Genomic DNA, 20,114 nt, shown 5'->3' with positions numbered 1-20,114 from the left:
ATAACTCTATAAAATGCTTTTTATTTCAATGAGATCGTTAATCATCTTGCAAACCTCGTGTCTTGCCACATTGTGGGAATTATAATGGATTGCCTGCATCCCCATTGCCTTTGCCCCTTGAATGTCTGCCTCTAGATCATCCCCGATCATCAAGGTGTTCTTGGGGTCCACCTGTGCCATATCCAATGCCAGTTCAAAGATGCGGGGATGTGGTTTTTTAACTCCTGCCATTTCAGAATTGATGACCTTGTCGAAATAGTGATGGATACTGCTGCCTTTCATTTTCCTTTCCTGTACCTCTTGAAACCCATTGGTAATGATGTGAAGTTTGTATTTTGGAGAGAGGTATTCCAAAATTTCAATGGCATTGGGCAACAGATGGGTAAAGGAAGATAGCCTCTGTATATACTCATGGGCCAACACATGGATCATTTCATCGGAAACGGGAGTATCCAATGCATCAAATGTGCGTTTTAAGCGTTGATAGCGAAGTTCGGACTTACTTATACCGTTCTCACGGTACAAGGCCCACATTTGAAGGTTGATGGGTGAATAGATTTCTAAAAAGCCATTCAGGTCCACTGCAACCCTGTTCTCGGCCAATATTTTGGCAAAAGTAAGGGCCGAGTTTTTTTCGAAATCCCAAAGGGTGTGGTCAAGATCAAAAAAGATGTCCGTAACCTCGTGCTCAAACATAATAACGCTTTAGGAACGATTGATACAGCTCCATCCAATCCAATCGGTGCTTACTCCCCAAAAGTTCATTGGAAAAAACCATGACAAAATCCCCTTTTACCTGTTTCACCATACGATAAACCCTATCCATCTTCTCGTAGACCTCGTCCTTTTTCTTGTAGTTCACCAAGGCATAATCATGTAGGGCAAAGGGATGTACCTTCAAGGGTTGCCTCACTTCCATATTGATGTCGTAAAAATGGAACGGTGTACAGGTCCCGGCCCTAAAACCGATTTCGTGCGTGTATCCCATGGAAAAATCGTCGGTAAACTCGGTTTCCACCAAATTTCTATATGCCGCCGGCACATTTACCCTGTTGTACCTCAACCTGGAATAGTTGATGGGCCTATGGATAAGATTGGCCAATTGTTTCTTTTCTTCCTTGAGTACATCCTTGTTTGTTGATGAAAGAAAGGACGTACTAAGCGAGACAATGCTGTAATCCGCAATGGATTTGATGAGGTACCTGAATTTATTGTTGTTCGGGGAGATGTTCTTGTCGTGTGCCGAATGTTTGGCAAACTGAAAAAAGAACATGGTCTTGATCGGAAATTTTTTGTGTATCTCCACCAGTTCATAAAAATTATCGTAAGGATCCTTCCTAAGTCCCAACAATACCGAAATACGTTCCCACACGTACCTGAACTTAAAATTTCCCAGGTCCAAAAACAATCCACCAAGCGTTCGGGCCAGACCGCGCATTTTGTATGCATGGGAGGTGGTCACGTTGATGATGGAGGTAAAACCATATGATTTTTCCTCGTATTCCAGATTGGGAAAACGTTCCTTAAGCGCATCCAAAAGCTTGTACGCCCAAAGATCCACAACCGGAAGCTCCAAAAATTTATGTTGATAAGCGAGACTTTCCTTTACCGGAAACCTACCTACACTGTCCTTCACATGGGGTAAATATTCCTCATAACGACTTAAAAGAAAAAAACTGGCCGAAAAAACATCATAGGGTACGGTGCTTTTCTCGCCGCTGGCAAAAAAACAGGGAACCCCATCCCAATCAGAAACCTTGATCTCCAAATCATTGATACCCTGTTCGAACAACAGATCATTGCTCCGAATAAAGAACTCATTCTGCAAAGGTTGCTTGGAATAGGTCATCTTGGGGCCATTGTGCTTGATGAAATCCTCCACCTTTGTGGTAAAGGATATCTCCATGCCCAAAATCCTTTCAAAGATTTGTTTGGCCGTATACGTAAGCCTATTGGTGACCTTATGTGTAAATATCAGCAGCATATGGCTATAATATTCCTTTGTCCGCAAAACTGAGATAGTCGTGCTGGGCCACGATCAAATGATCCAGCACCTTGATGTCCAAAGCCTCGGAGGCGATCTTCAGTTTTTGGGTGATTTGTTTGTCGGCTGCACTGGGTTTTAGGGTCCCCGAAGGATGGTTATGCGCCAAAATAATGCCCACGGCTCCAAGTTCCAGAGCCTGTTTTAACACCAACCTTACGTCTACCAAAGTGCCAGTAATACCGCCTTTGCTCAATTGTGCTTTATGCACCACTTTGTTGGAATTGTTCAGGTAAATGATCCAGAACTCCTCATGCTGCAATTCTCCGATCAAGGGGTACAACAGCTCAAAAACATCGTTGCTCCCCGTTATTTTGGTGATTTTTTTGGTGTCCTCCGCCCTTCTCCTCCTTCCTACTTCCAATGCCGCGGCAATGGTCACTGCTTTGGCTTCCCCAATGCCTTTAAAACGCATTAATTGGTTCACGGAAAGTTTTCCAAGCTCGTTCAGGTTGTGGTCCACCGATGCCAAAATGCGTTTGGCAAGTTCCACTGCACTCTCATTTCTACTTCCTGAACCGATCAAAATAGCGATCAATTCGGCATCGGACAAAACGGAACTGCCCTTCTGCACCAATTTTTCCCTAGGTCGGTCATCGTCTGCCCAATTTTTTATGGAAAAGGAAGCTAGTTTTTCTTGCATGGTCTAAAGATAGGAGAATAATTTTATGTATTTTTCAGGATAAACCCTTCAACATGAAATCACTTTTCGACACTGGGGCCCATGCCGAAATCTTATCCCGAATCGAGCATTTGACTGCGGATTCCGAGGGGCAATGGGGCAAAATGAAGGTGGGACAAATGTTGCACCACTGTCAATTTCCGCTCAAGATCGGATTAGGAAGAACAAACCCCAACAACAAACCCAATCCTATGTTGAAACTCATGGGCAAATTTTTCAGAAAAAGCCTATACAACGATAAGCCGTGGCGACACAACCTTCCTACGGCCAAAGGATTAAAAGTGACCGAAGAAAAGGATTTTGCCACGGAGAAGGACAAATTGGTGGCATTGATCAATGATTTTCACCAAGAAAAAGACAAGACCGAATGGGACCCACATCCTGTTTTTGGACGTTTCACACCTGAGCAATGGGGCCAGATGCAGTATAAACATTTGGACCATCATTTAAGGCAATTCGGAGTTTAAAATCTTTAAAACTTCTCAGCTAATTTTTCAAAATCAAGGCCCCCATAATTACCGGAACTCATTAGTAACAAGGTTGAATTTTCAAACTGTTGCCCATATACAAAGTCCTGAAAGCCCTTGACATCAGTAAAAACCTTGATGTCTGGTCTGCCAAAAGCCTCTAAAATTTGTTGTGGGGAGACTTCGGTCATTCCCTTGATTTTTAAGGCATCCAACGAGTAATATACCACAGCCTGGTCTGCCTGATCCAATGTATTGCGGTATTGCACTAAAAATTCCGGATTTAAACTGCTATAGGTATGCAACTCCAAACAGGCCAACAAACTTCGGTTTGGGTATTGTTCTTTTACTGCGTTCACCGTGGCCTTTACTTTGCTGGGTGCATGGGCAAAATCCTTGTACGCGACACTATTTTTGCCTTCCGCAATCTTCTGTAATCGTTTGGATGCTCCTTTGAACGTGGAAATGGCCTCATAAAAATCCTCCTCGTCCACACCCATTTGTTGGCAGATCCATTTGGCCCCGGCCAGATTGGTCAAATTGTGTTCCCCAAAAATTTCCAAAGGCATTTCCCCTTCCTCGGTTTCGAGTAGGGTCACACCATCTTCCACTCGGTAGGCCGGTGCCGAATACGGAAACTTTCGTATGGGGTTTTCGGTTTCCTCAACCATTTTTTTTACTTCGGGATCAGCTTCACAATAGGTGATGCTTCCACCTTTCACTATGCTGTCCACAAAAATGCGAAACTGCTCCACATAGTTTTCAAACGTTGGGAATACGTTGATATGATCCCAGGCAATACCACTCAACAACGCAATGTTTGGTCGATACAGATGAAACTTGGGCCTACGATCAATGGCCGAGGATAGGTATTCGTCACCTTCCAAAACCATAAAATCATTTTCATCTGTGAGATGGACCATGTCCGTATATCCCTCCAATTGGGCCCCTACCATGTAGTCCACATCCCTATCATGATACTGGAGCACATGAAGGATCATGGAAGTTATGGTGGTTTTCCCATGACTTCCTGCAATCACGACACGGGTTTTATATTTGGATTGTTCATACAGAAACTCAGGGTAGGAATACATTTTAAGACCCAATTCCTGGGCTTTGAGCAACTCTGGGTTATCGGCCTTGGCGTGCATTCCCAAGATCACGGCGTCCAAACCTTCGTGTATTTTCTCAGGAAACCAACCGAACTCCTTCGGCAACAACCCTTTGGCCCCCAACCTGCTTTTGGATGGTTCATAAATTACATCATCACTCCCCGTAATCGTATGGCCTTTTTTTTGTAGCAAAAGGGCCAAATTGTGCATGGCGCTTCCTCCTATGGCTATAAAATGTATGTGCATCAAATCCATTTATTGTTCAAAAATAGCCATTGCCCAACCCAATACAAACAAAGAAACCCCTATTAATTTTTATCTTGGTGGTAAAATTGAGAACAATGAACCTATCAGATATCGAATCAAAAGAAATCATGCCCGGCTATCATGGAAAATTGGTCCATGGCGAGCAAATGAGCTGGGTGTTTTGGGATGTGGAACTAGGCGCGGTGGTGCCCGAACATCATCATGTGAACGAACAGATCATGCATGTGGTGGATGGCACTTTTGAATTCACCCTGGACGGAGTGACAAAAACTTATGGACCAGGGGACGTCGTTATCATTCCATCCAACACGCCACACAGTGGCAAAGCCATCACTGTTTGCAAATTGATGGATATTTTCAGCCCTGTAAGATCTGAATACAAATAAGATGAACATTTCATTAAAAGGCAGAAAAGCGCTTGTAGGTGGCAGCAGTAAGGGAATCGGGGAGGCCATTGCTCGACAATTGGCGGCCAGTGGTGCCAGCGTGACCCTTATGGCAAGGAACGAAACGCGGATGAAAACCATTGTTTCGGAATTGGACACCAAACAAGGCCAACAACACCAATATCTGGTGATTGATTTTTCAAATTTTGAAGGTTTCAAAACCACTCTGACCCGCTATTTTAAAAACAATACCGTGGACATTTTGGTAAACAACACCCAAGGTCCACAAGCAGGTGGTACCCTGGAAAAAAATGTGGCGGATTACCAAGAAGCTTTCGATCTCCTATTCAAATCCGTTGTATTTACTACTCAACTGGCCCTTCCCCACATGCAGCAACAACATTGGGGACGTATCATCAATGTGGCCTCCATTTCCGTTAAAGAACCTCTGAACTATCTGGCATTGTCCAATTCCATTCGCGCTGCGGTGGTCACTTGGGCAAAAAGTTTGGCCTATGATGTGGCCAAGGATGGGATTACGGTGAACAGCACACTCACAGGATATTTTGACACAGACCGTATTGCTCAACTCAACTCCAAAAAAGCGGAAAAACTCGGAATCTCCCCAGATGAGGTTCGTTCCAACATGGAAGAACAGGTTCCTATGAAACGTATTGGAAAACCAGAAGAATATGGTTATTTGGTGGCCTTTTTGGCCTCTGACCAAGCTGCATTTATCACCGGGACGAACATTCCCATTGATGGTGGATTGCTAAAGTCACTTTAAAAGTGTTTCATTTTCAACAAAATACATCCAAAAAACAATTATCATATGTTCGATTTTTAGGTACATTTAGTATCTAATCCACAAAACAATCACCTATGAATTCAAAAGTTTTTTTGGTTGCCCGTATCCTTTTAGGGCTTTTTGTCATCGTCTTTGGGGCGAACAAGCTTTACCCCTTTCTCCCTGCCCCGGAAGAAATGCCAGAAGGTTTAATGACCTATTTTACAGCGCTTACCTCTTCCAAGACCTTACTATTGGTAGGATTGGTGGAAGTTGTTTCGGGAATTGCCTTTATTCTTAACAAATACGGGGCTCTTATGGCCTTGATCTTGATGAGCGTATCGGTCTGCGCCGTGCTCTTTCATATTACCATGGCACCGGAAACTATCGGTCCCGCCCTGGCCCTTTTGATCTTGAACATTGTAGTCCTTGTGGGCTATAAGGATCGGTACAAGGATATCCTACGCGCATAATATTGAAAAAGGCCTTCTTAAGAAGGCCTTTTTTATAAACTCATACGATCTTTAAAAATGTAGGATTGCCTTCGGGAAACCTCAACCTCCTCTCCATTGGTCAACGTCAATTTTAATTTACCATTGAACCAAGGAACTACCCCCTCCACAAAATTCGTGTTCACAATTTGTTGCCGATTGGCCCTAAAAAAAGATTCCTCCGGAAGTTTTTCCTCGATTTGATTAAGCGATTTGTATAATAGCGGTTTTTCGTCGGAAAAATAGACCCTGGTGTAATTCCCGACAATCTCGAACAAAGCAATGTCTCCTACCTTTACCAACCAGCATGATTCCCCGTCCTTGATAAAAATCTGGCTGCCTTCGGTGAGTTTTTTTGCCTTGGATTGGTTGTTCCGTGATTCCATTTGAGCCCTTACCTTTTCCAACGCAAGACCGAAGCGCTTTTCACTGACAGGTTTTAAAAGATAATCGAGGGCATTGTACTCAAACGATTTTATGGCGTACTCATCATAAGCGGTGGTAAAAACGGTAATGGGCACCTCATCCAACATTTCCAATAGTTCAAATCCGTCCTTTTCGGGCATATTGATGTCCAAAAACAAAAGATCGGGCCTTTCCGATTGGATCAGTTCCACACCATTGTCCACATTTTCCGCCTCACCGATAAGGTCAAGGTCATCATGCAGTTTAATGAGCTCTTTCAACTCATTTCTTGCCAAACGGGAATCTTCCACTATAACCGCTCTGATCTTCATGACATGGGAATTATGATTTTGGCCACCACTTCATCGGAAACCTCCTCCAAGGTAAAGGATGCCTTGTCGGCATACAACAATTTTAAGCGCTGTTTGATGTTTTGCAACCCCAATTGTGTGGAATCCTTGGAAATATTCAACTTGCCCGTGTTCCTGACCTCTATCAACAGCTCATCATCTATCCGTTGAATGCTCAATACAATTCTTCCTCCCTTCTTTAGGTTGGCAATGCCGTGCTTTGCTGCATTTTCGATCAACAATTGGATCACCATAGGCGGAATTTTCAAATCCAACGTGTCCGGATCCACCCTTTTGATAAATTCCAAGCGATCTTCAAATTGAATCTTGGATAGGTCGATATAATTGTCAACCACCTCCAATTCTTCCCGAACCGGAATATCATTGACATTGTTCTTGGTCAGGGAATATCTTAAGATTTCAGAAAGTTTCGTGAGCATTTCCCTAGATCGATTTACATCCTCCAACATCAACCCACGGATGTTGTTCAGGCTATTGAACATGAAATGGGGGTTGATCTGTCCTTTCAATGTATTCAATTGGGCCTGTTTTAAATTGGTATTGAGTTCCAAGCGTTCGATCCTATCCTGATTGAGTTTCAACAACAATTTGATCACCAAATAGGTAACGGTCCATGCTCCTACTAAAAAGACCGAATTGACCACCTGTATCCAAAAATTGTCATACCCCTTAAAAAGGTACAGTTCCGATTCGGTGAGGGAAGGTCCAAATTTCAAGTATAAATACCCGAAGAACAGGTTCAAGACCCCATACAATGCCGAAGTGAGGACGAAGGATACCAATATTTTAACCAAATCCTTGGTGCCGAACGACTCAAAATTGATGTTCCTCTTAAGGTAAAACCGAAGCAGTGAGGTGGAAAAGATGCCAATAAATATTCCAACGACAACCGAATAGGTGACGAGTTCAATACTGATGTTTTTGGGAATAAAGGCTGCCAAGGAGTTTACAAACCCCCAACCAAGGAGCTGCAGAGCCCAAAATATCTTATTTCTTCTCCCCTTACTCAATTCCATACATGGATGGTCATTTTCCCAAATATACCCTTTGTGTGGGTGAAAGTTGGTAAATTATCAAAATCTAAAAATTAAGATTTTTGGGCAGTCTTTCTCTTGAAAAGATTGCAACTGCATCCTTTATTCGGTAAAAATGCAATCCAGATCATCGTCATTCCAGAGTAGAAAAATGGAAAATACTCCATGTATTCCCATCCATCAAACCTTCCGAAGATACCTATGAGACCGCCTATGATACCAATGGCGATGATTACAATTTGTGATGTTCTAAGTTTTTTCATGACTTTTGTTTTACGGATAGCCTGCTTGATTACAGCAGAATGCTTACTAATACGGCGATAATCAATTTTGCAAGTACGATCATGGCTTTTTGATTTGTGATTGTTCGGCTAAAGTAAAACAAGTCAATTGTCCTAGCACCGGAATTATGACCAGTGGTAAATAGGATCACCTGAACGGTAAAAGCTGAAAAAACGATGAATATTTACAGATATATTACTGAATATTTGCTAGTTAGCTTTTGGAGGGAACTTGGAAAATACCTTTTTCACCAAAGCCCTTAAATTGCTTTCCCTAACACTGGGCGAGGCATTTTCCCTGTAGCCGCTCTGGGCAGTGGCTTGCCAGAACAGTGCATCTCTTTGGGCATCCACAAAATCGAACTGTATGCTCCGTTGTATTCCAGGGTTCCCCACAGGCAATCCCACGGATATACCACCACCAACATTTCGTCCGCCACCTCCAATACCAACGCCAACCGAACTGCTCGGGGCACTTTGGAATTCACTGTTCAAGATATTGATGAAAAAATCGGGCTCCTCGGTCAATCGATATCCCCTGGTCTTTAGTGTGGAGTCCAAAATACGAACCAAGCGTTTCTCATCCAATTGACTGAGACCGGTCTTCATGTCGGAATAATAGTTATAGGTAGCGTAACTAGAAAAGTCTATGTCCTTATCATAATCATAATTGACCCTGACGGTTGTACAGGACAGTACCAGGAAAACCAATACCAAGGAAAAAACAAAACGCATAAGTGGTAGATCTGATCCCTTAAAATTAGTCAATAAAATGATCGGATAAGGAAAGAAAAGTGTTTATTCGTTCAACAGTGTCCAAAGCCTATCCTTGAGTTCTTGAATCCCCAAACCACTTACAGATGAGATAAATAGATACGGAACGTCTTTAAAATCCTCCTTCATGTCCTCGTTCATTTCTTCAATAAGTTCAGCATCCAACATATCACATTTGGATATGGCCACCAATCGATTCTTGTCCAATAACTCAGGATTGTAACGTTCCAATTCCCCCAAGAGAATATTGTATTCCTGACTGATATCCTTACTATCCGCTGGGATTAAAAACAGCAGTGTGGCATTCCGTTCGATATGGCGCAAGAAATAATGCCCCAACCCTTTTCCTTCAGCTGCACCTTCAATGATTCCGGGGATATCCGCCATTACAAAACTCTTGAAATCGCGGTATTCCACAATGCCCAGATTCGGTTTTAGGGTCGTGAACTCATAGTCGGCAATTTTAGGTTTTGCTGAGGTCATAGCAGCAAGCAAGGTAGATTTCCCCGCATTCGGGAACCCCACAAGTCCCACATCTGCCAAAACTTTCAATTCCAAGGTCACTTGGGTATCTTGACCAGATATGCCAGGTTGTGCATAACGAGGGGTTTGGTTGGTGGCGGTCCTAAAATGCCAGTTCCCGCGACCACCCATGCCACCTTCAAGGACGATTTTTTCTTCCTGGTCCTCCGTAATCTCAAAAAGGATCTTGTTGGTTTCGGTATCGCGGACTACGGTACCCAAGGGTACTTCCATATACACATCGGTACCATCGGCACCTGTACTTCTGCTTTTACCGCCATGTTCTCCATGGCCTGCCTTAAAATGCCTTTGAAACTTAAAGTGATACAAGGTCCAAAGGTTTTTATTGCCCTTTACAATCACGTGCCCACCACGACCTCCATCACCACCATCTGGACCACCTTTGGCCACATATTTTTCGCGGTGCAGGTGCGCAGAGCCCTTGCCCCCGTTACCGGAAGAGATGTGTACCTTCACATAATCCACAAAATTGCCCTCGGTCATCTTGTCGGTTTTAGTTTTAAAGCGAAAGGCCTATTCGGCCGTAAGAAGTTCGGATCAAACCAATGATTCAATCACTTGGCTCAACCGCGTGGTGATCTCGTCGATTTCCCCAATACCGTTCACGGAATGGAATTTGCCCTGTTTTTCGTAGTAGGCTTTAAGAGGTGCCGTTTTTTCATTGTATTCGTCAAAACGGTTACGGATCTTGCTTTCGTCCTGATCATCGGAACGACCGCTTACCTTGCCGCGCTCCAACAAACGGGCCACCAAGATATCGTCTTCGGCTTCCAAAGCAATGGTGGCATCCACCTTCATGTCCTTGGATTCCAAAAAATTGTCCAATGCTTCGGCCTGGGCAGCGGTACGTGGGAACCCATCAAAAATGAAGCCTGCGGCATCTGGGTTTTTCTCCACTTCGTCCTTCAACATGTCTATGGTCACCGTATCGGGAACCAAATCCCCACGGTCTATATACGATTTGGCCAACTTGCCCAAATCGGTACCGTTTTTAATGTTATAGCGAAATACATCCCCGGTTGAGATGTGCTTCAAATTATACTTTTCTTTTAAAAACCCGGCCTGGGTACCTTTTCCGGCACCTGGCTTGCCGAAAAGCACTAGGTTGATCATATTAGCTTGATTTAATTGGTAAACTTCCCTCAGGTTCCTGCCCAACTCGTTGTAGTCCAGTCCATAGCCCACGATAAAATGATCGGGGATATCCAATCCGATATAATCTATCGGATACTCGCCATTGTACACTTCAGATTTATAGAACAGGGCCGCTATCTTGAATTCTTTCACATTGGTATTGGAGAACAGATGCACCAGGTGCTTCAACGTACGACCGGTATCCACCACATCCTCCAAAATGATCACGCTCTTTCCTTCCAATTCCTCTGGAACATCCAGTAAGGTTTCCACAATCCCTGTTGAGGTAAGACCTTGGTAGGAACTCAATCGCACAAAGGAAACTTCGCACGGATGCTGGTAAGCCTTCAAAAAATCGGAAACGAACATAAAGGCACCGTTGAGCACCCCCACAAACAAGGGAACCTCATCTTTATAATCCTTGGCAATTTCCACTGCCATTTTTTCTATGGCGCGGAGAATCTCCTCTTCCTTCAAATAGGGTTTAAAAACTTTATCGTGAAGCTTGATCACTGTATTCTCGTTATGGTCAGGTTGGCAAAGATAGCATTTTTACAGGTGGTATGATCCCAGTTCTTTCATACCTTCATGGATTTCATGTATTTTTGCTTTCATTCCAATTCGCCGATCAATGCAATTTTTTTCATCCGACTTTAAACTGGGAATCTTAGGAGGTGGACAACTGGGCAAGATGATGCTCTATGAAACCCGAAAATGGGACATTTACACCAAAGTAATGGATGCATCCGCAGATGCCCCCTGCAAAATTGCCTGTAACGAATTCGTACAGGGCAGCTTGATGGACTTTGATGCGGTATACCAATTTGGACAGGATGTGGACGTGCTCACCATCGAAATCGAAAATGTGAACATCGATGCCTTGGAGAAATTGGAACATGAGGGGAAAAAAGTGTATCCGCCCACCAAAACGCTTAGAACGATACAGAACAAGGCCACGCAGAAATTGTTCTACACCGACCACGAAATTCCCACAGCACCCTTTACACGATTTGCCTATACCTCAGAAATTGAGGACAGTATTCACAATGGTGGATTGCAATTGCCTTTTGTTTGGAAGAGCGCACAATTCGGGTATGATGGTCAGGGCGTAAAAGTGGTGCGCCAGATGGAAGATTTGCAAGGACTGCCCAATGTGGAATGCATAGCGGAACGCATGATCGACTTTAAGAACGAATTGGCGGTGATTGTAGCCAGGAACACCAAAGGTGAGGTGGTTACGTATCCGGTGGTGGAGATGGAATTTCACCCCGAAGCTAACCAAGTAGAATATGTGATCTGCCCCGCCCGAATCGAACCAAAAGTAGCGGAAAAAGCGAGGGATATAGCCTTAAAAGTTTCAGAACACATGAAACATATTGGCCTTTTGGCCGTGGAAATGTTCCAGACCAAGGAAGACCAAATTTTGGTGAACGAAGTGGCTCCAAGGCCTCACAATAGTGGCCATTACAGTATTGAGGCCAGTTATACCAACCAGTTTGAACAACATATCCGCGCCATTTTGGGCTTACCCTTAGGCAAAACCGATAGTAAGGTGGCCGGTGTTATGGTAAACTTGGTAGGCGCCGAAGGCCATACCGGTGATGTGGTGTACCAAAACATGGAACAAATCTTGGAAATGGAGGGTGTTACCCCTCACATCTATGGTAAAAGACAAACCAGACCTTTCCGAAAAATGGGTCATGTGACCATTGTGGATGAAGATATGGCCCATGCCCGTGAAGTGGCACAAAAAGTAAAGGAAACAATTAAAGTGATAAGTGAATAATATGAGCAAAGTAGCCGTAATCATGGGGAGTACCAGTGACCTTCCCGTTATGCAGGACGCTGTGGATATGTTGAAGGAATTTGGGATTGCAGTGGAGGTAGACATTGTTTCTGCACACCGTACCCCTGAGAAATTGTTCGATTTCAGCAAAAACGCCCATAAAAAAGGTTACTCCGTGATCATTGCAGGAGCCGGGGGTGCCGCACACCTTCCCGGCATGGTGGCATCATTATCACCCTTACCGGTTATTGGGGTGCCTGTGAAGAGCAGCAATTCAATTGATGGCTGGGACTCTGTCCTTTCCATTCTACAAATGCCTGGCGGAGTACCTGTGGCCACCGTGGCACTGAACGGAGCCAAAAACGCTGGAATCTTGGCTGCACAGATCATTGGTAGTGCAGATGCCAAAGTTTTGGCCAAGATTGAAGCCTACAAGGAATCACTGAAAGAAAAAGTGATCAAGGGAGCGGAAGAGGTCAGGAAAAAATCCTAACGCTTGTCATGAGCTACAATCAAATGGGCATGTTGTTGGCGATAATTGTTATTGCCTTTGTCGGAATCACTTGGAAAAAAGTGGACAATCCCTATTTAAAAAGCTTGTGGCGCACTGCCCTTTTGGTCTTCACCCTATATGCCACGCTATTGATCTATATTGAAATCCATTGGCAATTTATTGCCGAATATGCCAGCAAATATGACCTGAACGGCAATGGATTTGTTGACTTGAACGAATATTCCCAAGAAGCCATCGAAGCCATGAACAAACAAACCTATGGTGCCAGTGTACGAACCTATGCTCCGCTGACCATGGCCGTGTTGTCCTCAATCATTGGCTTTGCTTTTTTGGTATCCGATATTGCGGCCACCCGATCAAAACAAAAAGAATCAGAAAAAAAGCTATGAACAATCCATTGTTGGAGCCTTTTGAACAAGCTCCCTTTTCAAAAATAAAAAACGAACATTTTAAACCTGCTTTTCTTCAGGCTATGGATGATGCCAGAAAAGAGATCGATGAGATCGTAGATAATCCAGAACCTCCAACTTTCAGGAATACTTTGGAGGCCCTTGATTTTGCAGGGCAGCAATTGGACCGCATCTCAAGCATTTTTTTTAATCTGAATTCTGCCGAAACCAATGAGGAAATCCAAAAAATCGCCCAGGAAGTTTCTCCGTTATTATCAGAATTCAGCAATGACATTATACTGAACCAAGGCCTTTTTGAACGTATCAAAACCGTTTATGAACAAAGGGACAGCTTGGAACTGACACCGGAACAGTACACACTTTTGGACAAGAAATACAAAAGTTTTAGTCGCAATGGAGCCAATTTGAACGAAACGGACAAAAAACGACTTCGTGAAATCGATGCGGAACTTTCCAAATTAAAATTGAAGTTCGGTGAGAATGTACTTGCCGAGACCAATAAATATGAACTCTTGATCACGGATGAGGAGGATTTAAAAGGACTACCCGAAGGTACCGTGGAGGCCGCTGCCCAATTGGCGGAGTCCAAAGAAAAAAAAGGTTGGCTGATCACCTTGGAGTATCCGAGCTACATTCCTTTTATGAAGTATGCCGAAAACAGGGAACTACGTAAAAAATTGTCCATTGCTTTTGGCAGCAAGGGATTCCACAACGATGAATTGGACAACCAGCAAAATGTGCTTAAAATCGTGAACCTTCGGTTTGAACGTGCCAACTTATTGGGATACCCTACACATGCCGATTTTGTTTTAGAAGAACGCATGGCCGAAACCCCTGCAAAAGTTTTGGAATTCCTCAACGAACTCCTGACCAAGGCAAAACCAGCTGCCGAAAGGGAATTTACCGAACTGGAGACCTACGCCAAAGAATTGGATGGTATAGATTGTTTGGAGAAATGGGACAGTGCTTATTATTCGGAAAAATTAAAGCAGAAATTGTTCAATCTGGATGATGAAAAACTGAAACCCTATTTCAAACTGGAAAATGTAATCAACGGGGTGTTCCTGGTCGCCGAGAAATTGTTCGGCCTCAAGTTCAAGGAAGTCACCAATGTGGAAAAATATCATCCGGAAGTGAAAACCTATGAAGTATACGATGATGCCAACAACTTTATTTCGCTCTTTTACGCCGATTTTCACCCAAGACCCGGCAAGCGCGATGGCGCTTGGATGACATCCTTCAAATCACAATACACCTTGAACGGAAAGAACAGTCGTCCACACATCTCCAACGTGTGCAATTTTACCCGTTCCACCAGCACCAAGCCTTCCTTGCTCACTTTTAACGAGGTGACCACCTTGTTCCATGAATTTGGACATGGTCTTCATGGCATGTTGGCCAATACTACCTATCCGAGTCTGTCAGGGACATCGGTTTATTGGGATTTTGTGGAATTGCCCAGCCAGGTGATGGAAAACTGGTGTTATGAAAAAGAGGCCTTGGAACTATTCGCCCATCATTATGAAACCGGGGAACTGATTCCGATGGAATTGGTGGAAAAAATTAAGGAATCTGCCAACTTCCAGGAAGGAATGGCAACGGTTCGCCAATTGAGTTTTGGCTTTTTGGACATGGCATGGCATGGCAAAGACCCCACCAACATCAAGGATGTGAAAGCATACGAGACGGAAGCCTTCAAAAGCACCAATCTGTTTCCCGAAACCCCCGAAACCTGCATGAGCACTTCCTTCTCCCATATTTTCCAAGGTGGTTATTCATCCGGATACTACAGCTACAAATGGGCGGAGGTATTGGATGCGGATGCTTTTGCTTATTTTAAGGAAAATGGCATTTTTAGTAGGGAAATCGCAAATAAGTTCCGGGAGCATGTGCTGTCCAAAGGTGGCACTGAAAATCCCATGGAGCTTTATAAACGTTTTCGTGGGGCCGAGCCCAATATTGATGCTTTATTGGAAAGAGCGGGATTGTTGAAAAGTTGACTCCTGTCATAAATTTCACACAATATATTTGCTATCTTTTCTATCTTAGTTTTAAGTTTTTTAGGAAAATGGAAGCCAACCGGTTTCTGATACAACCTGATTATCCCAAAATCTAATCAATCAATTCTTCTTGAAATGAAACATAAGGACATTGAGGATATCAAGATCAAACAAATACTGAACCATACGGCCAATGCCGTACAGATAGGTGTGTATGAATTTGATATGGTTGACCAAGAACTATATTGGAATGATACTATTAAAAAAATTGTTGAAGTCCCTAGCGATTTTGTGCCCACCCTTGAATTAGAACTAAGCTTTTATAAAGAAGGAGATTGTAGAAAAAAGGCTCGACAAGCCTTAAAAAATGCCATTCATGAAGGGGAACCGTATGACTTTGATGTGGAAATGGTTACCGCGAAGGGAAATCAACGGTTTGTGCGCAAAATAGGCTATCCCGAGTTTGAAAATGGAACGTGCGTTAAAATAGTGGGCATCCTCGTAGACATTTCGGATCGTAAAAAAACAGAATTTGAACTGGCCAAGAAAAACCAACAGCTCAACAATGCGGAAAAAATGGCCAAAATTGGAAATTGGAACTGGAGTACCGTTACCGGGGAACTAACTTGGTCCGACAATCTCTATGAAATCTACGGTCATTCCAAAAATGAGCCCATTTCCTATGAAGTATATTTGAACTATATACATGTGGACGACAGGAACCTTGTGGAGCAAAAGATATTGAAGGCTTTGGAAACTGGGACCTACGATGATCTTATATATCGTATTCAGCATAGGGACGGTACCATAAAAATCATCAAATCCATGGGCATTGTCAAAACTGATCTCGGAAAAACTGTGGAAATGTTTGGCACATGCCAGGATATATCCGATCAAGTCAACAAAGAGCAAGAACTGGTTAAAAAAAACCAACAATTAACATTTGCCGAGGAAATGGCCCAAATAGGCTATTGGGAATGGGATATTGTGAATGACCACCTTATCTGGTCCGACAATATGTATCGGATTTTTGGCTTGGAAATTGGATCTCAATTAGGCTTTGAAAATGTCGTTGCTGCAATTCACCCGGATGATCGAGATAACTTTCGTGCCAACGCAGAGGAATTCATATCCGAAAAACGGTTCAGAAAATTCATGCACCGAATAGTCCACAAAAATGGCACGATTAGAACCGTTGAGCTTTTTGGTGAACTGATTATGGATGGTACCGGTAACGTAGTTAAAATGGTAGGCATCACCCAGGATATTACGGAACAGCGTATGTCCGAAATCAAATTTCGGGGACTTTTGGATTCCGCACCGGATTCCATGGTAATCGTGGATCAAAAAGGCACCATCCATTTGATCAACAAACAAGCCGAAAAAATGTTTGGATACACATTCTCCGAACTTAAAGAGAAACATGTATCCATGCTTGTTCCGGAACGACTATGGGACATCATGGAGTTTTACGCAATTGCTTTTTTTAAAGACCCCAAACATACTGGACTTCCCGACAACCTAGATTTCTTCGTACTTAACAAATCTGGTTTCCAAATTCCGGTTCAAGTTACCCTGAGTCCTCTTGAAACACCTGAAGGCCTCCTTGTTTCCATAGCCATTAGGGATATCACCACCCAAAAACAAGCAGCGCACAGAATCATGGAAACCAATAAGAGTCTAAAAGAATCCGCAAAAAGACTAAAGGCCCAAAACCGACAGCTCGCAGAATTCAACCATATCACCTCACACAATTTAAGGTCCCCCGTGAGCAACCTAAGTGCCCTCCTGAGCCTATACAAGACGGAAGATGATGCAGAGATGAAGGAGGAACTCATCGAAAAAATCGAGACCGTTACCAATCATCTTACCTGGACCTTGGATACCTTGGTGGAATCATTAATGATAAAAAACGCCGAACAAATCCCTGTTGAAAAAATCTCCCTTGAGGATATCCTGTCAAAGACGAAAGAAATGCTGGCGGCCCAGATCTTAAAATCGGGAGCAAACATAACCTCCGATTTTACCGACGCTCCGTTTGCCATGTACAACAAAGTCTATTTGGAGAGTATTTTCCTGAATATGGTAAGTAACTCCCTAAAATATAGCTCTGAAAACAGAACACCCGAAATTTTCATCTATTCCAAAGTTGAGAATGGAAAAACAAAACTTGAATTCAGGGACAATGGACTTGGAATCAACTTGAAGAAAAATGGACACAAACTTTTCGGGTTCAACAAAGTGTTCCACCGGCACAAGGACGCCAAGGGCGTTGGACTATTTTTGACGAAGGCCCAAGTAGATGCAATGGGTGGCAGTATCTGGGCCGAAAGTGAAGAGGGTGTTGGAACATCCTTTTTTATAAACCTAAATAACTGAATATGAGCTCCCTTAATGTCTTTGTCGTGGATGATGACGATATCTACCAATTCACTCTAAAAGTAACTTTAAAAAATATTCCTTCCGTAAAATCGATAAACACCTTTTCTGATGGGGCCGAAGCCCTAGAGCATATAACAGCCAACAAAGATCAATTGGATGCACTTCCCGATATCATTTTTTTGGATATCAATATGCCGGTTATGGATGGATTTCAATTTATGGATGAGTTTGTCGATCTGCTTCCAGGGTTGAACAAGGAGATTAAAGTGTATCTGGTTTCCTCCTCCATAGATCCCATGGACATGAAGAGGGCAAAAAGAATCGACGCCATTTCAGATTATCTGGTAAAACCCCTTAAATCGGAGGATATTAAGGATATTCTACTCCAAATATCATAAACAGGGTAAAAGACAACTCTCCATTTCAATATATCTAGGCAGTTTTTTCTCAAAAAAGTCTTGCCTCAGATAATTCAGCCAAAAAAAGCCTTTAAATTGTTAGTCTGGTATTCATTCAACGTCTAATCGGTTTTTACCAAAGAAACCGACAAAAAAGGTAATTTGTTCCAAAAAAAATTAATTTTGGTGCATCTAAACAACTATGGCCGCACAAGAACTTCATCCTGAAAACTGGGTAGACCTCTATGCAGATTACCTGTTCAACTATGCGGTTGCTCGGGTAAGCGATGCCGATTTGGCCAAAGACCTGGTCCAGGAAACTTTTTATGCCGGACTGAATTCCGCCAAAAACTTCAAAGGGGATGCCGCGGAGCGTACCTGGTTGATTTCCATCTTAAAGAGAAAGGTCATCGATCATTACAGAAAGATCAACTCTAAAAAAGGAAAGGCGGAAGTGCGCATCAACTACAGTTCGGATTCCGATGCCGAAGGGGATTGGCTGGAACAACAAGTGGCCGACCCGTTCAGCAAGGACGGTGACAATATCATGGAAAACGAGGAACTGGGGCTTGCCATTCAGGATTGCATTTCCAAACTGCCCCAGAAACAAGCCGTCGTCTTTAAAATGAAGACCATACAGGGCATGAGCACAGAAGATATTTGTAATGAACTGGACATTAATCCGTCCAATCTTTGGGTGATGATCCATAGGGCCCGAACAGCATTAATGGGTTGTTTAAACGATAATTGGTATTAGCTATGAAGATCACATGTCAGGAGGCATCAAATATCTGTAACAAATCACAATACAAAGAGGCAAGCTTTTGGGATATTGTCAAATTGCGCATTCACCTATTGTACTGCAAGGCCTGTAAACAGTATTCCAAAAAGAACAGTGAGCTTACCTCTATGTGCGATCGGGCGGGTCTTACCATGCTTTCCAAAGACGACAAGGAACGTATGAAGCGTGACCTTGAAAAAAAATTCTAGAGGATTTTCTCCACTCCCCAGAACAACAAAAACCAAAAAATAGGAATCGCCTCCACCCAAAAGGATACAAAGTAGCGTGACCTCATTCTTTTGTCGGACATCAGTACCAATGCCAAAGCGATGGCAAGGACCAACCTCATACCAATTTCCATGGGATGGATGGAATCTTTCAAAAAAGTGAGGAGAAAGAAAATGACGGTCATGGCAATCCCCACTTTTTTGGTGTTCCGTATACCCAATACCTGTGGCAACGTTCTTAAGGACTTGTCGTCCCACTGCAGGTCCCTGATTTCAAACGGAAGGATCAATATCAATACCAAAAGGAACCGTTGGGAAAAGTTTATCCAAAAATCCCAATCCAGTGGCATATGGGCATCCAGTAGTGGGAACAGAACCGTAAACCCCGCCCAAACAAAGGCAACAATATAGATTTTGAGCCCAGCCAAATTCCTGAGGTTCTTGGCCCTTGGTAAAAGAGGTACGGCATAGAGGGCCGACAATAATCCCAGAGCAATGGTTCCCCACCAAATCTCCACATCCAATTGAAAAAAGAAGTAAAGGGCGAATCCGAAGGACAAAAAGCTGAATATTTGGATGCTTTTATGGTACGCATTGGAAACAATCAAATATTTATAGGCTTCCACACCATACTTGATAAAATTGTAGCATACGATCACACTGAAAAAAATAAAGCCCAATAGATCAATATCCGAAAAAGTACCGAACAGGTGAAAGGTGACACCAGCCATCGCTATGACCGCCAAGGCCACATGGATACTCGCATCCAAATAAAAATCGAATATGGATTTCAACGTACGCATCTGAGCAAATCAAGGGAAGAAAGTAAAAGGTTAAT

23 protein-coding genes are annotated in these 20,114 nt (G+C 43.2%); 12 read left to right on the top strand and 11 right to left on the bottom strand.

Features of this window, described 5'->3' with window-relative positions; all coding sequences use genetic code 11:
* Positions 1 to 6: 6 nt before the first annotated feature.
* The 3 genes from D2V05_RS02200 to radC are packed head-to-tail and all read right to left on the bottom strand — an operon-like array spanning position 7 to position 2,687.
* Positions 7 to 696 (bottom strand): YjjG family noncanonical pyrimidine nucleotidase, encoded by a 690-nt coding sequence (locus D2V05_RS02200; RefSeq protein WP_119645957.1) that lies wholly within the window; start codon positions 694 to 696, stop codon positions 7 to 9.
* Complete coding sequence (locus tag D2V05_RS02195; protein WP_119645956.1) at positions 689 to 1,984, bottom strand: polysaccharide deacetylase family protein; 1,296 nt, start codon at positions 1,982 to 1,984, stop codon at positions 689 to 691. Before D2V05_RS02195 ends, D2V05_RS02200 begins: the two co-directional genes overlap by 8 nt.
* Before the next feature lie 4 nt (positions 1,985 to 1,988).
* Entirely contained in the window at positions 1,989 to 2,687 is a 699-nt protein-coding gene (gene radC / locus D2V05_RS02190) for a RadC family protein (protein ID WP_119645955.1), read from the bottom strand.
* A gap of 53 nt (positions 2,688 to 2,740) precedes the next feature.
* Here radC and D2V05_RS02185 point away from each other — a divergent pair, with 53 nt between their 5' ends.
* Positions 2,741 to 3,193 carry a DUF1569 domain-containing protein gene (locus tag D2V05_RS02185; RefSeq protein ID WP_119645954.1) on the top strand — a complete coding sequence of 151 codons (453 nt, stop codon included), beginning with the start codon at positions 2,741 to 2,743 and terminating at the stop codon, positions 3,191 to 3,193.
* A 5-nt stretch (positions 3,194 to 3,198) separates the two neighbouring features.
* Here D2V05_RS02185 and D2V05_RS02180 read toward each other — a convergent pair whose 3' ends face one another.
* Positions 3,199 to 4,551, bottom strand: coding sequence for a UDP-N-acetylmuramate--L-alanine ligase (locus tag D2V05_RS02180; protein WP_119646118.1), 1,353 nt, complete (start codon positions 4,549 to 4,551; stop codon positions 3,199 to 3,201).
* Between the two features lie 95 nt (positions 4,552 to 4,646).
* Between D2V05_RS02180 and D2V05_RS02175 the strand changes: the two genes are divergently transcribed.
* The 3 genes from D2V05_RS02175 to D2V05_RS02165 all read left to right on the top strand — a co-directional run bounded on the left by D2V05_RS02175 (position 4,647) and on the right by D2V05_RS02165 (position 6,218).
* Positions 4,647 to 4,958 carry a cupin domain-containing protein gene (locus D2V05_RS02175; protein ID WP_119645953.1) on the top strand — a complete coding sequence of 104 codons (312 nt, stop codon included), beginning with the start codon at positions 4,647 to 4,649 and terminating at the stop codon, positions 4,956 to 4,958.
* A 1-nt stretch (position 4,959) separates the two neighbouring features.
* Entirely contained in the window at positions 4,960 to 5,745 is a 786-nt protein-coding gene (locus tag D2V05_RS02170) for an SDR family oxidoreductase (RefSeq protein WP_119645952.1), read from the top strand.
* A gap of 95 nt (positions 5,746 to 5,840) precedes the next feature.
* Positions 5,841 to 6,218, top strand: a complete 378-nt coding sequence (locus D2V05_RS02165) for a DoxX family membrane protein (protein ID WP_119639388.1) — start codon at positions 5,841 to 5,843, stop codon at positions 6,216 to 6,218.
* Between the two features lie 32 nt (positions 6,219 to 6,250).
* On the opposite strand, the gene D2V05_RS02160 is transcribed toward D2V05_RS02165, so the two are convergent.
* From D2V05_RS02160 to D2V05_RS02140, 6 genes are all read right to left on the bottom strand, one after another.
* Entirely contained in the window at positions 6,251 to 6,973 is a 723-nt protein-coding gene (locus tag D2V05_RS02160; RefSeq protein ID WP_119645951.1) for a LytR/AlgR family response regulator transcription factor, read from the bottom strand.
* A complete protein-coding gene (locus D2V05_RS02155; protein WP_119645950.1) occupies positions 6,970 to 8,028 on the bottom strand; it encodes a sensor histidine kinase in 1,059 nt (352 codons plus the stop codon). Before D2V05_RS02155 ends, D2V05_RS02160 begins: the two co-directional genes overlap by 4 nt.
* Positions 8,029 to 8,099: 71 nt before the next feature.
* Entirely contained in the window at positions 8,100 to 8,309 is a 210-nt protein-coding gene (locus D2V05_RS19555) for a hypothetical protein (RefSeq protein WP_147378206.1), read from the bottom strand.
* Positions 8,310 to 8,537: 228 nt separating this feature from the next.
* Positions 8,538 to 9,062, bottom strand: coding sequence for a DUF4136 domain-containing protein (locus D2V05_RS02150; protein WP_119645949.1), 525 nt, complete (start codon positions 9,060 to 9,062; stop codon positions 8,538 to 8,540).
* 63 nt (positions 9,063 to 9,125) lie between these two features.
* Positions 9,126 to 10,127 (bottom strand): GTPase ObgE, encoded by a 1,002-nt coding sequence (obgE, locus tag D2V05_RS02145; protein ID WP_119645948.1) that lies wholly within the window; start codon positions 10,125 to 10,127, stop codon positions 9,126 to 9,128.
* Between the two features lie 54 nt (positions 10,128 to 10,181).
* A complete protein-coding gene (locus D2V05_RS02140) occupies positions 10,182 to 11,291 on the bottom strand; it encodes an adenylate kinase (RefSeq protein WP_119645947.1) in 1,110 nt (369 codons plus the stop codon).
* Between the two features lie 118 nt (positions 11,292 to 11,409).
* On the opposite strand from D2V05_RS02140, the gene D2V05_RS02135 reads away from it, so the two are divergent.
* From D2V05_RS02135 to D2V05_RS02100, 8 genes are all read left to right on the top strand, one after another.
* Positions 11,410 to 12,564, top strand: coding sequence for a 5-(carboxyamino)imidazole ribonucleotide synthase (locus D2V05_RS02135; RefSeq protein WP_119645946.1), 1,155 nt, complete (start codon positions 11,410 to 11,412; stop codon positions 12,562 to 12,564).
* A gap of 1 nt (position 12,565) precedes the next feature.
* Complete coding sequence (gene purE, locus D2V05_RS02130) at positions 12,566 to 13,057, top strand: 5-(carboxyamino)imidazole ribonucleotide mutase (protein ID WP_119645945.1); 492 nt, start codon at positions 12,566 to 12,568, stop codon at positions 13,055 to 13,057.
* Between the two features lie 8 nt (positions 13,058 to 13,065).
* Positions 13,066 to 13,467 (top strand): hypothetical protein, encoded by a 402-nt coding sequence (locus D2V05_RS02125; RefSeq protein ID WP_147378205.1) that lies wholly within the window; start codon positions 13,066 to 13,068, stop codon positions 13,465 to 13,467.
* A complete protein-coding gene (locus tag D2V05_RS02120; protein ID WP_119645943.1) occupies positions 13,464 to 15,488 on the top strand; it encodes a M3 family metallopeptidase in 2,025 nt (674 codons plus the stop codon). The genes D2V05_RS02125 and D2V05_RS02120 overlap by 4 nt, the downstream gene beginning before the upstream one ends.
* 135 nt (positions 15,489 to 15,623) lie before the next feature.
* Positions 15,624 to 17,867: a PAS domain-containing sensor histidine kinase gene (locus tag D2V05_RS02115; protein ID WP_119645942.1), complete on the top strand. Its 2,244-nt coding sequence runs from the start codon at positions 15,624 to 15,626 to the stop codon at positions 17,865 to 17,867.
* A 2-nt stretch (positions 17,868 to 17,869) separates the two neighbouring features.
* Positions 17,870 to 18,268, top strand: a complete 399-nt coding sequence (locus D2V05_RS02110; protein WP_119645941.1) for a response regulator — start codon at positions 17,870 to 17,872, stop codon at positions 18,266 to 18,268.
* Between the two features lie 202 nt (positions 18,269 to 18,470).
* Positions 18,471 to 19,025: a sigma-70 family RNA polymerase sigma factor gene (locus D2V05_RS02105; RefSeq protein ID WP_119645940.1), complete on the top strand. Its 555-nt coding sequence runs from the start codon at positions 18,471 to 18,473 to the stop codon at positions 19,023 to 19,025.
* Between the two features lie 2 nt (positions 19,026 to 19,027).
* Positions 19,028 to 19,258, top strand: a complete 231-nt coding sequence (locus tag D2V05_RS02100; protein WP_119639375.1) for a hypothetical protein — start codon at positions 19,028 to 19,030, stop codon at positions 19,256 to 19,258.
* On the opposite strand, the gene D2V05_RS02095 is transcribed toward D2V05_RS02100, so the two are convergent.
* On the bottom strand, positions 19,255 to 20,079 hold the full coding sequence (locus D2V05_RS02095) for a UbiA prenyltransferase family protein (RefSeq protein WP_119645939.1): 825 nt from the start codon (positions 20,077 to 20,079) through the stop codon (positions 19,255 to 19,257). The two genes, D2V05_RS02100 and D2V05_RS02095, sit on opposite strands and share 4 nt — an antisense overlap.
* Between the last annotated feature and the right edge of the window lie 35 nt (positions 20,080 to 20,114).

Source organism: Flagellimonas pelagia (assembly GCF_003584135.1).
Classification (GTDB): domain Bacteria; phylum Bacteroidota; class Bacteroidia; order Flavobacteriales; family Flavobacteriaceae; genus Flagellimonas; species Flagellimonas pelagia.
This window is presented reverse-complemented; position numbering and strand designations above follow the sequence as displayed.

Bases quoted from the DNA above. Each gene is read 5' to 3' on its own strand.
- D2V05_RS02095 (WP_119645939.1), bottom strand. From the start codon at position 20,079: ATGCGTACGTTGAAATCCATATTCGATTTTTATTTGGATGCGAGTATC.
- D2V05_RS02135 (WP_119645946.1), top strand. From the start codon at position 11,410: ATGCAATTTTTTTCATCCGACTTTAAACTGGGAATCTTAGGAGGTGGA.
- D2V05_RS02100 (WP_119639375.1), top strand. From the start codon at position 19,028: ATGAAGATCACATGTCAGGAGGCATCAAATATCTGTAACAAATCACAA.
- D2V05_RS02110 (WP_119645941.1), top strand. From the start codon at position 17,870: ATGAGCTCCCTTAATGTCTTTGTCGTGGATGATGACGATATCTACCAA.
- D2V05_RS02120 (WP_119645943.1), top strand. From the start codon at position 13,464: ATGAACAATCCATTGTTGGAGCCTTTTGAACAAGCTCCCTTTTCAAAA.
- D2V05_RS02170 (WP_119645952.1), top strand. From the start codon at position 4,960: ATGAACATTTCATTAAAAGGCAGAAAAGCGCTTGTAGGTGGCAGCAGT.
- D2V05_RS02155 (WP_119645950.1), bottom strand. From the start codon at position 8,028: ATGGAATTGAGTAAGGGGAGAAGAAATAAGATATTTTGGGCTCTGCAG.
- D2V05_RS02150 (WP_119645949.1), bottom strand. From the start codon at position 9,062: ATGCGTTTTGTTTTTTCCTTGGTATTGGTTTTCCTGGTACTGTCCTGT.
- D2V05_RS02105 (WP_119645940.1), top strand. From the start codon at position 18,471: ATGGCCGCACAAGAACTTCATCCTGAAAACTGGGTAGACCTCTATGCA.
- D2V05_RS02185 (WP_119645954.1), top strand. From the start codon at position 2,741: ATGAAATCACTTTTCGACACTGGGGCCCATGCCGAAATCTTATCCCGA.
- D2V05_RS02180 (WP_119646118.1), bottom strand. From the start codon at position 4,551: ATGCACATACATTTTATAGCCATAGGAGGAAGCGCCATGCACAATTTG.
- D2V05_RS19555 (WP_147378206.1), bottom strand. From the start codon at position 8,309: ATGAAAAAACTTAGAACATCACAAATTGTAATCATCGCCATTGGTATC.
- D2V05_RS02125 (WP_147378205.1), top strand. From the start codon at position 13,066: ATGAGCTACAATCAAATGGGCATGTTGTTGGCGATAATTGTTATTGCC.
- D2V05_RS02195 (WP_119645956.1), bottom strand. From the start codon at position 1,984: ATGCTGCTGATATTTACACATAAGGTCACCAATAGGCTTACGTATACG.
- D2V05_RS02165 (WP_119639388.1), top strand. From the start codon at position 5,841: ATGAATTCAAAAGTTTTTTTGGTTGCCCGTATCCTTTTAGGGCTTTTT.
- D2V05_RS02200 (WP_119645957.1), bottom strand. From the start codon at position 696: ATGTTTGAGCACGAGGTTACGGACATCTTTTTTGATCTTGACCACACC.
- D2V05_RS02175 (WP_119645953.1), top strand. From the start codon at position 4,647: ATGAACCTATCAGATATCGAATCAAAAGAAATCATGCCCGGCTATCAT.
- D2V05_RS02115 (WP_119645942.1), top strand. From the start codon at position 15,624: ATGAAACATAAGGACATTGAGGATATCAAGATCAAACAAATACTGAAC.
- radC (WP_119645955.1), bottom strand. From the start codon at position 2,687: ATGCAAGAAAAACTAGCTTCCTTTTCCATAAAAAATTGGGCAGACGAT.
- purE (WP_119645945.1), top strand. From the start codon at position 12,566: ATGAGCAAAGTAGCCGTAATCATGGGGAGTACCAGTGACCTTCCCGTT.
- D2V05_RS02160 (WP_119645951.1), bottom strand. From the start codon at position 6,973: ATGAAGATCAGAGCGGTTATAGTGGAAGATTCCCGTTTGGCAAGAAAT.
- obgE (WP_119645948.1), bottom strand. From the start codon at position 10,127: ATGACCGAGGGCAATTTTGTGGATTATGTGAAGGTACACATCTCTTCC.